Below are 13,136 nucleotides of genomic sequence, written 5' to 3'. Positions count from 1 at the left end.
AGCGTGGAAGTTGCGTGGTCGCGGCGGTGGGATATGCGGCTCGGCTCAACCCCTGGCCGCGGATCGGCCCGCGCGCCGGCCGTAGAAGCTGCCGTCGCCGAGCGAGATGCCGCTGGCGTAGCCCCACGCGGCCAGCCCGGCGGTGCAGCGCCCGGCGGCGAAGAGACCGGGGATGGGTTCTCCGTTGACGTGGAGCACCTCGGCGTCGAGCGTGGTGGCCAGGCCGCCCAGGGTGAACCCGCCGGTGTTCTCCCGCAGATCGATGGCGCCGACCGGGGAACCGATGGGCCTCAACCACTCCGGCTTCTTGTGCAGCAGCGGATCCTCGCCGCGGGCGGCGCCCTCGTTGTAGGCGGCGACGGTCGCCTGCAGCGATCCCGGCGCCAGGCCCATGTCACGTTCGAGGTCGGCGACGGTGTCCGCCACCCAGGTCGCCGGGCGCAGCATGAATTTCGGCGACCACGACGCCATGGCCTCTTGCTGGGCGTCGTCGTCGATGATCAGGAACGCGATGTTGTCCTGCTGGTAGAGCGTGAGCTGGCCGATGCGGCCGGGGTAGGTGTCCTCGGCGACGTAGCGCTGGCCGCGGTCGTTGACCAGGATGCCGCGCACCAGCTGCTGGGGGTCGATGAAGATCGCCACCTCGGTTGCGTCCATGTGTGCCAAATCGGCGCCCAACGCCTGGGCCATGCGGATCGCCTGCCCGTCGTGCTGCTCGATCGAGGCGGCCGGGCGGCCCGCGATCCGCGGCGCGTAGCGGGCCACCATCGCGTCGTTGTAAGCGAAGCTGCCGGTCGCGAGCACCACGCCCTTGCGGGCCCGGACCGCGATGTCGTTGCCGTACTGGCGCGCGCGGATCCCCACCACCCGGCCGTCGGCCTCCACGATGAGGCGCTGCACCCGCACGTCGTAGAGCGCGCGTGCGCCGGCGGCGGTGGCGGTCTCGACGAGCGGCTTCATCAGCATGTAGCCCGCGCTGGCTTCGCCCTGCTTCTTGTTGGACATCTGCGGGACGTGTCCGCGCGGGGCGGGGGAGGCGATGGTGTTGAACGGGTAGGCGTTTTCGCCGCCGCTGTACATCAGGCCCTGATCACCCATCGGCTCCCAGCCGGGCTCGGAGAAGAACTCCGCCTTGAACGGGACGCCGCAGCCGACGAGCCAGTCGAAATGCGCAATGCTGCCGGCGCAGTAGTCGGCGATCCGGTCCGCGTCGGCGCCCGGCCCCATCGCCACGTTGAGGAAGGCGGCCATGTTGTCGACGGAATCGTCGAAGCCGCAAGCCTTTTGCAGGGGCGTGCCGCCGCCGAGGTAGATGAAGCCGCCGGCCATCGCCGCGGCACCGCCCCACGACCCGGTGCGCTCCAAGACCAGCACGTCGGCGCCGGACCGGGCCGCCTCCACCGCCGCGGCGGCGCCGGCCACCCCATAGCCGGCGATCACCACGTCAGCCTCGTCACCCCATGTTGTGATCGACGCGGCCGGGACCGGCGTGACGTCGGTATCCTGCGTCACAGCCGCATGGCCGCGGGCATGTCGCCGATCCACTGGTGGCCCCAGTAGCTGTCGGCGGTGATTTCCTCTGCGGTGTAATAGGTTTCGTCGACGCGCATGCCGTCGGTGCCGAACTCGATGTCCCAGTCGCCGGGGGCGCGGACGTAGAACGACACCATCTTGTCGTTGGTGTGCCGGCCGAGCGTGGAGGACAGCTGGAAGCCCTCGGCGTTCACGCGGTCCAGCGCCTGCCCGACGGCGTCCAGACTGTCGACTTCGACCATGATGTGCACCAGCCGCGGGTCACGCAGGTGCGCGGCCGGCACGATGGCCAGGCTGTGATGGCGTTCGTTGATACCGAGGAAGCGGACCCGCACCGGCCCAAACTCTTTGGGCAGCGGCACCCGGAACGCGCCGCGGGCGCGGAAACCGAGCACCTCGGTGTAGAAGTCGAACAGCCCGTTCGGGTCCATCGCCGGCACCACGACGTGGCCCATGCCCTGGTCGCCGGTGACGAATTTCGCGCCGAACGGGGTGACGACGGGGCTGTGGTCGAGCACCGCACCGTGGAAGACCTCGAGCGTGGTGCCGGCCGGGTCCTCGAAGGTGATGACCTCTTCCACGCGGCGGGCCTCGGCCTCGTCGTCCGACAGTTGCTTGAATGGGGTCCCGGCGGCGTCCAGGGTCGCCTTGACCCGTTGCAGCGCCGGGCGGTCGCGCACCTCCCAGCCGACCGTGAGCACCCGGTCGGTTTCACCGGGCACCACGATGAGCCGGGCGGCGCGCTCGTCCATCCGCAGGTACAGCGCGTCGGGGTCGGGACCCTTACCCTCGGCGAAACCCAGGACACCGAAGGCGAATTGCCGCCAGCGGTCGATGTCGTTCGTCGAAATGGTGATGTAGCCCAGGCTTTTCAAGTCGGTCAACGTGCTCTCCTAGATCAAGGCCCGCAGGGGGCCCTCCGGCGGATCGATACCCAGCGAACTCAGCGCCGACGCGTGATAGGTGGTGCCCGGCATGTGGATGGCGTGCAGCTGGCCGACGTGCACGTCGCGCCAATACCGCTGCAGCGGCTTGTCCATGCGGGCCGCGTTGCCGCCCGAGCGGGCGAAGATCTCGTCGACCGCCGCGACCGCGCGCCACACCGCGCGGATCTGGGTGCGCCGACCGGCCGCGCGGTCGGCGAACGACACCTCCTTGCCGGCCGCGACCATGTCGTAGATGCGGTCGGCGTTGGCCAGCAGTTCCTGGCGGGCGGCGTTGATGTCGGCGGCCGCCTCGCCGATGGCGAACATGACGTAGGGGTCGTCCTTGATGGCGGTTCCGGTGGCGCCGACGCGCTCGCGCTGGTAGGCCAGGTGCGCGGCCAGGGCGCCCTCGGCGATGCCGATCGTGGCCGCCGAGATGCCCAGCGGGAACATCGTCGACCACGGCATCAGATAGAGCGGCTCGGTCATGCCGGCCTCGCGCTGGGCGGTGCCGTCCATCACCTTCGTCGCGTCCATCGTCCGGTAGGACGGGACGAACGCGTCTTTGACGATGACGTCCTTGGAGCCGGTCCCGCGCAGCCCCACCACGTTCCACGAGTCCTCGACGATCTCGTAGTCCTTGCGCGGCAGGATCATGTGCAGCATTTGCGGCGGCATGATCGGGATGCCCTTGTCGTCGCCGAGCATCGCGCCCAGGATGATCCAGTCGCAGTGGTCGGTGCCCGAGCTGAACTGCCAGCGGCCGTTGAAGATGTAGCCACCGTCGACCGGCTTGGCCACGCCTTGCGGCGCGTACGGTGACGCCATCCAGGTGTCGACGTCCTCGGCCCAGATTTCGGCGGCGACCCTCGGGTCCGCGTACGCCAACTGATAGGGATGCACACCGACGACGCCGACGATCCAGCCGGCCGCCGGGTCCAGCGCCGCGGTCGCCATCGTCGTCTCGGCGAACTCGCGGGGGTGGGCCTCGAAACCCTGATATTGCTTGGTTTGCAGCAGCCGGATTAGGCCGGCGCCCTTCATCAGCTTGACCGTGTCATCGGTGAGCCGGCCGATCCGCTCGGCCTCGGAGGCCTGGTCGCGCAACTGATCCGCCATCGCCACGACCCGGTCGAGTACCCGCTCGCTCATGTTGGTGTCCTTACGTCTGGGGGCCTAGTAATGGTCTACCGCAGTTCGTGCCTCAGCCGAAGCCGTTCCCGATGAGCGGACGCAAAAGCGGTCAGAATTCACCGTCACCGCAGTGTCCGGTCACCGGGAACCAGCCCCGGCGGTCGGGGTGACAGGACCTACCGTCGGTGCCTGTGAATAGCGCGGAGCTGGTCGACGTCGTCGTGGTCGGCGCCGGGTTCGCCGGCCTCTACGCCCTGCACAAGCTCCGCGGTCAGGGGCTGTCCGTGCGGGTCCTGGAGGCGGCGCCAGAGCTGGGCGGCACCTGGTACTACAACCGCTATCCGGGGGCGCGCTGTGATGTCGAAAGCGTCGATTACTCCTATTCCTTCTCCGATGAACTGCAGCAAGAGTGGAGCTGGACCGAGAAGTACGCCACCCAGGCCGAGATCCTCGCCTATCTGAATTGGGTGGCCGACAAACTCGACCTGCGCCGCGACATCACATTCCGCGCCCGCGTCGTCACCGCGGCGCTCGACGAAACCGCGCTGCGCTGGCTGGTTACCACCGAGGACGGTGACGTCCTGTCCGCCCGGTTCTGCCTGATGGCGACGGGCCCGCTGTCAGCGGCTTTGACGCCGAGCTTTCACGGCCTCGAGTCGTTCGCGGGCGAGGTTTACCACACTGCCGCGTGGCCGCAGGATCCCGTCGATTTCACCGGAAAGCGGGTTGCCGTCATCGGCACCGGTTCGTCTGGCATTCAATCGATTCCGATCATCGCCGAACACGCCAAGCACCTCTTTGTCTTCCAGCGCACGCCCAACTACAGTGTCCCGGCCGGCAACAAGCCGTTGACCGAACGGGAACTCGACGACATCAAGGCGAACTACGCAGAACGGCGGCGCCTCTCGTGGCGCAGCGGTGGCGGGTCACCACACATCACGGCGCCGAAGCCGACGATGGAATTCACGCCGGAGGAACGTCGGGCCGCGTTCGATAAGCGTTGGCAGCTGGGCGGTGTGCTGTTCTCGAAGACGTTCCCCGACCAGCTGACCGACTTGACCGCCAACGACGAGGCCCGAAAGTTCTACGAGGAGAAGGTGCGCGCGGTCATCGACGACCCTGCGCTGGCGGACCTGCTCATCCCCAACGATCACCCGATCGGCACGAAGCGGATCTGCACCGACAGCAACTACTTCAGCACCTTCAACCGGCCGAACGTGTCGCTCATCAGCGTGCGCGACACACCGATCGAAGCCGTGGACACCGCCGGGATCAAAACCGCCGGCGTGCACTACGACGTCGACATGATCGTGCTGGCAACGGGTTTCGACGCCCTCACCGGTGCGCTGGCCAAAATCGGCATCATCGGACGCGGCGGTCGTCGGTTGCGGGACGATTGGGCGCAGGGGCCACGCACCTATCTGGGGTTGGGCGTCGACGGATTCCCCAACCTGTTCCTGATCTCCGGTCCCGGGGCGCCCGCCGTGCTGGCGAACATGGTGCTGCACGCCGAGGCGCAGGTGAATTGGATCGCCGCAACCATTGCCTACCTCGACGGCCACGGGTTGGCCGCCATCGAGGCGACCCCCGATGCCGTCGACGGCTGGGGGGCCGAATGTGCCCGCCTCGCCGAGGCGACGCTGTTCACCAAGGCGGAGTCTTGGTACATGGGCGCCAACGTGCCCGGAAAGCCAAGGGGATTCATGTTGTTCGTCGGCGGCTTCGCCACATACAACGACATCTGCGACGAAGTGGCCAGGACAGGCTACCCGGGCTTCGATCTGGTTAAGATGCCGCGATGAAGAGACTGCTCGGCAAGGTGGTGCTGGTCACCGGCGCGGCGAGGGGCACGGGACGGGTGCATTGTCAGCGCTTCGCCGAAGAGGGCGCAGATGTGATCGCGCTCGACGCCACCGCGGCGAGCGACGAATTGCCCGACACCGCAAGGGATGTCGAAAGCCGCGGTCGACGCTGCGTGACGGGTGTTGCCGACGTGGGTCACTTGGAGGCCGTAACGCGCGCCGTAGCCCACGGCGTCGCGGCACTGGGGCGCCTCGACTTCGTCGTCGCGAATGCCGGAATTCACCTTGCCGGCGGGCGGACATGGGAACTCGACCCCCAGGACTGGCAGCGCACGCTCGACATCAACCTGACCGGCGTATGGCACACGATCAGGGCCGGTGTACCGCATATGGGCGAGGGTGGCGCCATCGTGATCATCAGCTCGACCAACGGTCTTCGCGGGACGCCAAATTCCGCGGCCTACACCGCGAGCAAGCACGCGGTGGTGGGGCTGGCGCGCACCCTCGCGAACGAGCTCGGGCCGTCGCGCATCCGGGTCAACACCCTTCATCCCGGGCCGGTCGCGACCCCGATGATCCTCAACGACGGAACGATTCGGCGCTTACGCCCGGATCTCGAAAACCCGACCGCCGCGGACGCCGCGGAAGTGCTGCGGGCGCGCAACCTGCTGCCGGTGCCGTGGGTGGAGCCCGTCGACGTCGCCAATGCGGTGGTGTTCCTGGCCTCGGAGGAGGCCCGCTACATCACGGGCACGCAGCTCGTCGTCGACGCCGGACTGACGCAGAAGGCGACGTGATCAGGCGACCGCCTGAACGGTCGCGCGGTCGGCGCACGTCGCACGGCACGGGACGGTGGGGATGACGGGAAACGACGGCAGCGGTGCACCGGCGTATGAAGCGCTCACCCAGTCCGTTCGCCGGCTGATCGACGCGACCATCCGTACCGAGGCCGGCGCCGGTACCGTTGCGGCGGCCAAGACGCACATCGATTGCGCGATAGAGCAATTGAGCGAAAGCCTGATGTCGGGTTCGTTCGGTGTTCGCCATCCGTTCGACGGCCAACCCCTGGCTTCCGGCAACGTCATGATCGGCGCACGCAACCCGGTCGCACCCCCGCTGGTCATTCACCGCGACGCCGGTGGCGCCGTGTGGACCGAGATCACACTGGGCGCCGCCTACGAAGGGCCTCCGGGACATGTCCATGGCGGAGTGTGCGCGTTGGTCCTCGACCACGTCCTGGGCGCGACCGCGCACGAGCCCGGTCGACCGGCCTACACCGGCACGCTCACGCTGCGCTATGTCCGGGGGACCCCGTTAGGTCTGGTGCGGGCCGAAGCGTGGGTCGAGCGCGTCGAGGGCGTGAAGACCTTCGCGAAGGGGCAGATCACCGATAGCCAAGGACTCACGGTCGGTGCGGAAGGCGTGTTCATCAAGCCGCGCGGTGCCCGCGACTGATGGCCTCACGGGTGATCGGTGACGGCCTCCGCCGAAATCCGATGCTGGTGTCGGTCCACCAACTTCAGCGCACGGGCGGCCTTGGCGGGAGCCGCGAGGACCGCGGTATGCGGTGCCCGGGATCCGTTTTGCCGCGGGGCTGGCGGGGCGCTCTGGCCGGGCTCGTCGAGTTCCGGGTCGTCGGCGAGTGGTGGCTCCTCGGTCGGGTGGGCCGGCCGGAACCGGTTCGCGGCGGCGACGGCGAGGACGGCGGCTGTGGCGGTGCCCAGCCCCTGCGCCCAGCCCAGGGGGCCGACCGGCGTGCAGCCCAGGAGTTGGCTGATCCCCGGGGTGCTAATCATCCCGGTGAATGCGGCGAAGGACCCGGCGGCGGTGAGCAGCACCAGGGGCGCGTGGGAGTCGACCACCGTCTGGCCCAGCTCGACCGCGACCAACGAGATCAGCGCGACGGTGGAGGCCCGCGCCGGTAGCCCGGTGACCGAGGCCATCGCCCAGGCGGTCGTGGCGGCGGTGGCGGTGAGCGCTCCGCGGGCGGCCACGGTCCGGCGTAGCGCGCGTTCGTCGATGCCGCGCCCGACGCGTTGCACCGGCCCCGCCGGGGCGCTGACGGCGACCGCGGTCGCTGGTAACGCGTCGGTGAGCATGTTGATCAGCAGCAACTGCCGGGTGTTCAGCGGCGAGGTCCCCGTGAGCGAGGTGCCGATGACCGAGAAAATCACCTCGCCGGCGTTGCCGCCGAGCAGGCCCGCGACGGCCGCCTGGACGCCGCGCCACAGTCGGCGTCCCTCGTCGATGGCGGCCACCAGCGTCTCGATGCGTCCGTCGGTCAGGACCAGGTCGGCGGTCGTGTGGGCCGAGTCGCTGCCGCGGGCGACCACACCGACGCCGACGCTTGCCGCCCGGATCGCGGCGGCGTCGTTGGCGCCGTCGCCGACCATGGCGCACACCCGCCCGGTGCGCTCGAGCGTCTGGACGACCTGCACCTTGTTCTCCGGTGACATCCGGGCGAAGATCAACCGCTCGGAGACCGCCCGCTGCTGGTCGGCCCGTGACAGCGCGTTCCATTCCGAGCCGGTGATCACCTGGTCGGCGCTCACCGACACCCCCAGCTCGCGGGCGATCGCGGTCGCGGTGACGGGGTGGTCCCCGGTGATCAACCGGATGGCCACGCCCCGCTGGGCGAGGCCCGCCAGCAACTGCGGCGCCTGGGGGCGTGGGGTGTCCGAGAGGCCCAGGAATCCGGTGAGCGTCAGTCCCGTCTCGCACAATCCGGTGATGCTGTCGGGGTCTTTTCGCACCGCTCGCGCCTGTGCCGCGCTCAGCCGGCGCTGGGCCACCGCGATGGTCCGCAACCCCGCCGTCGTCAGGGCCGCGACGGCGTCGTCCACCTCCGGGCCCGCCTCCCGGCACGCGGCCAAAACCACTTCCGGGGCGCCCTTGACGGATAACTGCGTGCCCGTCACCGAGGCCGAGAATGCCCTGCCGGACCGGAACGGCAGGTGCGCGTCGGGCTCGGGTCGTGGTCCGGCCCCGGCCACCGCGTCCGCCGCCTTGACGATGGCTTCGTCGGTGGCGTGGACGTGCGGATTGCCGTCGTCGGCCGGCGCGGCCTGGGCGGCGCACCGCAGGACGTCGTCGCGGGAATGTCCCTCCGCCGGCCGCACCTCGGCGACGCGGAGACGGTTCTCGCTCAACGTTCCGGTCTTGTCGAAGCAGACCACCTCGACGCGGCCCAGCGCCTCGGCCGCGCGCGGCACGCGCACCAGCGCCCCGCATTCGCCCAGCCGCTGGGCCGACGCGGATTGGGCGAGCGTGGCCATCAGGGGCATGCCCTCCGGAATGGCCGCCACGGCGACGGCGATGGCGCTGCCGAGGGCTTGGCGCAGGCCGCCGGCGCGCAGCAGGCCGAGCGCACCGACCAGGACGCCGCCGCCCGCGCTGAACGGGAACGCGCGGCTCATCAGCTGGCTGAGCTGATGGTGCAGGCCGACGGTCGGCAGCTCGCCGGACGCAAGTTCGGCCGCGCGCCGGCTCTGGGTATCGGCCCCGACGGCGGTGACCAAAGCGACCGCGGTGCCGGCCACCACGGTGGTGCCGGCGTAGATCATGCAGCGGCGCTCGGCCAGTTCGGCCCCGGGCGTGGCCTCGACCTGCTTCTGGACCGACAAGGATTCACCGGTCAGCGATGATTCGTCGACCTCGAGGTCGTGTGACTCGATCACCCGAGCGTCGGCGGGCACCACCTCGTCGCTGCGTACTTCGATCAGGTCGCCGGGCCGCAGCTGCTCGATGACGACTTCTCGGTAGCTGCGCGCGCCGTCGGACCCCTGGATAAGAATGCGGGCCGGTGGGGTCTGCTGAGCGAGCAGGCGGTTCAGCCGATTCTCGGCCCGGAGCTGTTGGGCCGTCGACAGCAGCGCGTTCCCGGTCAGCACGGTGCCGACCAGTACCGCGTCGGTCGGTGACCCCAGCACCGCGGTGGCCGCCGAACACAACCCGAGGATCGGCGTCAACGGGTCACCGGTCAATTCGGTGACGGCGGCCCTGGCGAATTCCAACGCCGCGGCGGGGAACCGTGTGGTGTCTCGCTCGGAATCCGTTGCGGCTGGGGGCTCGTCGGGGTCACGCAGCGCGGCCAGCACTTCGCCGACCCGCTCTGCCGACATCGCGTGCCACTCGAACGCCGGTGCCGGCCGGGGGATGGGCGTGCGAATCGTGCCGAGCGCCAACAGGTATCCCGACAGCAGCCCCGCGACGGCACCAACGGTCACCGGGCCGGGTCCGCGCAACCTGCGCACCCCAGGCACCATGAACAACGCGCCCAGCGCCGATGCGCCCACCGAGATGGCGATGCCCTGCTGGCTCGCCCTCCTGGCCGCCGGTAACGCGTGCAGCACGCGCCACGCTCCGGCCAGGTCGTCGAGCATCAGGTCGGCGGTCCAGGGCGGCGGGGCGTCCTCGGCCGGCCTGATGCCCAGCGCCACGTCGGCCCCGGAAAGGGCTTGCGCGCCAAAGGATGAAAGAACTGCGACGGTATGCCCATCCCGTTGCAGCACGGACACCGCGTCGGCGAGCGCGCCGTCGACGTCGCCGCCGCCGACCGCGTGGACGTCGTCGAACGCGGGGCGCAGCTCACCGAGCAGGTCGCTGTCAACGGACACCAGGCGCACGCCTGATTCGCGCGCGCGGGCGATCAGCGCCGACGCGAGAGGGTGCGGGGCCGGGGCGATGAGCGCCTTGACCGCATCGCCAACATCAGTGTCGTCGTGGGATTTTGGGGCAATCGAGTGCCAGCCCGGGGCCAGGCCTTCGTCGAGCAGCTCCTGTGCGCGGGCCCAGGCCGCAAGCGTGTCGTCGTCGCGGGCGCCGCGGACGCTGACCACCCGCATCTGAGCGCCACACAGCACGCGCGGATCGATCAGCAGGGCATCGACCTTGTCGATTCGGCGCAGACTCTCCGGCCTCAGCACCAGCACCGCGTGACGGTCTGCCAGGCCGCGGCCGAGCGTGGCCGCGAACGCCTCGTGCGTCGTGCGCATCGCCTTCGGCGAGGCCGCCAGCGCGGCGTTCGACGCCATGGTGACGTTGCGGGTGAGGACCCCGGTCAGGCCGATGCCGATCAGCTGCACCCACGCCACGCGGTTCCCATGACGTTCGATCGGGCCGGCCGGTGGGGGAACCGGGCGCGGTGAACCGTGCGCCTCCCAGGAGTCGGCATGCCGGGCCAATTCCGGCTCATAACGGGCCCACGCCCGTGCCGCGGCCCGGCTTTCGGCGGCCTTGAAAGCGTGCATCGCCACGTCGACCGAGAGCTTCGCCGGCGACAGCGTGACGACATGCGCGGCGGTGCCGAACATCGATAACGCGGTATCCGTTGCGCCGGGGCCGATTCCGCCCTCGAGCAGGCGACGCAGCCACGGTTGATGATTGGCGATCGCGGACGCCGCCTCGACGGCGATCGGGGCCGCCGGCAACCGCAATGCGCGCCCCGCAACCGCGACCGCGAACCCGGCGGCGTTGACGGCCACCATCGCGCCGCGGGTGGCCAACAACAGCCCATCGCCGGGGAGGCTGCCGCTGCGCGTGGAATCGGCTGCGCCGTAAGCCGTTTCAAGATTGTCCAGCGCGGAGCAGAGGGCATTGAGGGACGCTTCACCGTCATCGACCTCGACAACCACGCGCGACAGTGGACGGTTCAGGCTGACCTTCGTGACGCCGGGTTGGGCCAGCAGCGCATCGACGGCGGCGCGGCCGCGTTCCGCCCCGCCCGTGCCGTCGAGTCCGCGCACCTCGATCCACAGGCGGCCGTCGCCGCGCCCGCATCGCCGGGTCAGGGTGGAGCGGGACACCTCGCCGGAGAGCACCTGTGCGCCCACCCGGACCGGCAGCGCGACAACATCGAGACCGGCGGCGGCCAGCCGGCCGACGGCGTCGCCGAGTCCCGCGGCGGCGCCGAGCCCCGTAGACATCACCCGCAGTGCCGAAAGCTGTCGCACGCGCAACCCCTTTCACGCACATGACGAATGGTGGCTTCGCGGTTTTCCCGCGAGGGAGGCCGCCCACCAACGTTGGCCGCGACCACAAACCTGACCAACCTAACCCGAGGTCAAGGGCCCAGCAACTTGAGAACGGCGCGCGTAAAGAACATGTAAAAAGTGATCGCTGCTGTTAGGGGGCCTCGATCAAAATTTTCGGGTCGGCTGATTTATGGATTGAGCAAACCCAAAAATGGGCTCTTTCTGATTACGGCCCGCCCGGGTCGAACCCGTCAGCCCTTCAAGCGCGGCCCGGCCGTCCTACCGTGTGGGGATCGATAGTGGTCCGCTGCCGCGATCCCGACGATGAGGAGCAACCATGAGCGACATCGACGAGCTGTCCGCGCGGTTGCGCCGACTCGAGGACGAGCGCGACATCGCCCGGCTGATCGCCTCGTACGGTCCGGCCGTGGACGCCGGGGATGCCGAGGTCACCGCGGGGCTTTGGGCGAGTGACGGCAGCTACGACGTCGACGGCTGGCGCATGGAGGGCCGGGCTGCCGTGCACGCCATGGTCGAGTCGTCGGCCCACCAAAAACTGGTGGCCAGGGGGTGCTGTCACTTCCTGGGGCCGTGCGTGGTCACCGTCACCGGCGATGCGGCGGTGGCGGTCTGTGAGTCGCTGGTGTTGATCCGCGACGGTGACGGCTATCGCGTATGGCGTTGCACCGCAAATCATTTCGTGCTGCGGCGGGTCGAGGGGCAATGGCGGATCGGCGCGCGCGCCAGCCGGATTCTGGACGGCAATCCCGCCGCCCACGGGCTGCTCACCGCGGGCCTGACGGGGTCTGCCCGGCCTTGACGGCGCGCCCGCTAACCCCCGTGGCGGCGACCCGCATCGCCCGGCTCCGCCGCGCTCGCGATCGCCGCTAACCCCGGGACAGAAACGCCAGCACTGTGCTCTCGAACGCGTCCTTGGCCTCGATCATCGCCCAGTGTCCGGAGTTCGGGAAGATGTGCAGCTCCGCATTGGGGATGGTGCGCATCGGGATGAGCGCCATGTCCGGCGGGCTCACGCGGTCGTCGCGCCCCCAGGTCAGCAAGGTGGGTGCGGTCAGCTTGTGCATGACGGCCCACGGCATCGGCCGATCGGAGGCGGCCATCGCGGCGTTCATGGCGCCGAAGGCCGCTTTCCCGTACATGCGGCGGGCGGCGGCCAGTGTGTCCGGGTCGGTGGCCAGCTCCCAGCGTTCCTCGACCAGTTCCTCGGTGATCAGCGCATGGTCGTACACCATCGACTTCAGCCAGTCGACCAGCCGTTGCCGGGTGGGATCCTCGACGAACTCCTGCAGCAGCCGGATGCCCTCGCTGGGGCTCGGGCTGAAGATGTTGGTGCCGATGCCGCCGATGGTGACCAGCCGATCGACGCGGTCCGGGTGTCCGGTGGCGAAGTTGATGCCGACGCCACCGCCCATCGAGTTCCCGACGATGTGCGCCCGCTGAACGTCGAGCGCGTCCAGGAAGGGCGCCACGGTGCCGAACGCGGTCACCATCGGGTGACCGCCGAAGTCGTCACTGACGCCGAACCCGGGAAACTCCAGGATCAGGCAGCGGAACCGCTCGGCGAACGTGGGCAGTATGCCGCGGAAGTTGCGCCACCCCGTGACGCCCGGTCCGGAGCCATGTAGGAACAGCAACACGGGAGCGGATTCCGGGCCGCAGACGTAATAGCGCAAAGCGCCCTTGGGAGTGCTGATTTCGCGCAGGTCCTGCTGCGTAACGATGTCTGCCACGGGTGTCACCTTGCCATG

At 69.6% G+C, this 13,136-nt stretch carries 9 protein-coding genes; 4 read left to right on the top strand and 5 right to left on the bottom strand.

The features are described 5' to 3' along the window. Nucleotides 1-45: 45 nt before the first annotated feature. The 3 genes from ACEL92_RS14460 to ACEL92_RS14450 are packed head-to-tail and all read right to left on the bottom strand — an operon-like array spanning nucleotide 46 to nucleotide 3,611. Nucleotides 46-1,512: an FAD-dependent oxidoreductase gene (locus ACEL92_RS14460; RefSeq protein WP_374021431.1), complete on the bottom strand. Its 1,467-nt coding sequence runs from the start codon at nucleotides 1,510-1,512 to the stop codon at nucleotides 46-48. Further along, nucleotides 1,509-2,417 carry a biphenyl-2,3-diol 1,2-dioxygenase gene (gene bphC, locus ACEL92_RS14455; protein ID WP_374021430.1) on the bottom strand — a complete coding sequence of 303 codons (909 nt, stop codon included), beginning with the start codon at nucleotides 2,415-2,417 and terminating at the stop codon, nucleotides 1,509-1,511. The genes ACEL92_RS14460 and bphC overlap by 4 nt, the downstream gene beginning before the upstream one ends. A 9-nt stretch (nucleotides 2,418-2,426) precedes the next feature. Beyond that, nucleotides 2,427-3,611 (bottom strand): acyl-CoA dehydrogenase family protein, encoded by a 1,185-nt coding sequence (locus ACEL92_RS14450; RefSeq protein ID WP_374021429.1) that lies wholly within the window; start codon nucleotides 3,609-3,611, stop codon nucleotides 2,427-2,429. Between the two features lie 167 nt (nucleotides 3,612-3,778). On the opposite strand from ACEL92_RS14450, the gene ACEL92_RS14445 reads away from it, so the two are divergent. The 3 genes from ACEL92_RS14445 to ACEL92_RS14435 all read left to right on the top strand — a co-directional run bounded on the left by ACEL92_RS14445 (nucleotide 3,779) and on the right by ACEL92_RS14435 (nucleotide 6,850). Further along, entirely contained in the window at nucleotides 3,779-5,395 is a 1,617-nt protein-coding gene (locus tag ACEL92_RS14445) for a flavin-containing monooxygenase (protein ID WP_374021428.1), read from the top strand. After that, nucleotides 5,392-6,192, top strand: a complete 801-nt coding sequence (locus tag ACEL92_RS14440; RefSeq protein WP_374021427.1) for a mycofactocin-coupled SDR family oxidoreductase — start codon at nucleotides 5,392-5,394, stop codon at nucleotides 6,190-6,192. Before ACEL92_RS14445 ends, ACEL92_RS14440 begins: the two co-directional genes overlap by 4 nt. A gap of 61 nt (nucleotides 6,193-6,253) precedes the next feature. Continuing rightward, on the top strand, nucleotides 6,254-6,850 hold the full coding sequence (locus ACEL92_RS14435; RefSeq protein ID WP_374021426.1) for a PaaI family thioesterase: 597 nt from the start codon (nucleotides 6,254-6,256) through the stop codon (nucleotides 6,848-6,850). A 5-nt stretch (nucleotides 6,851-6,855) separates the two neighbouring features. Here the strand turns inward: ACEL92_RS14435 and ACEL92_RS14430 are convergent, their stop codons facing one another. Further along, the gene (locus ACEL92_RS14430; protein WP_374026219.1) at nucleotides 6,856-11,319 is read right to left on the bottom strand and encodes an HAD-IC family P-type ATPase; all 4,464 of its coding nucleotides are present in this window, start codon (nucleotides 11,317-11,319) and stop codon (nucleotides 6,856-6,858) included. 385 nt (nucleotides 11,320-11,704) lie between these two features. On the opposite strand from ACEL92_RS14430, the gene ACEL92_RS14425 reads away from it, so the two are divergent. Next, complete coding sequence (locus tag ACEL92_RS14425) at nucleotides 11,705-12,187, top strand: nuclear transport factor 2 family protein (protein ID WP_374021425.1); 483 nt, start codon at nucleotides 11,705-11,707, stop codon at nucleotides 12,185-12,187. Between the two features lie 67 nt (nucleotides 12,188-12,254). Here the strand turns inward: ACEL92_RS14425 and ACEL92_RS14420 are convergent, their stop codons facing one another. After that, entirely contained in the window at nucleotides 12,255-13,127 is an 873-nt protein-coding gene (locus ACEL92_RS14420; protein ID WP_374021424.1) for an alpha/beta fold hydrolase, read from the bottom strand. Nucleotides 13,128-13,136: the final 9 nt, after the last annotated feature.

The organism is Mycobacterium hainanense (assembly GCF_041890355.1).
In the GTDB taxonomy this organism is placed as follows: domain Bacteria; phylum Actinomycetota; class Actinomycetes; order Mycobacteriales; family Mycobacteriaceae; genus Mycobacterium; species Mycobacterium hainanense.
Note: the sequence above shows the minus strand (reverse complement) of the source record. Positions and strands in the feature narration are given on the sequence as shown.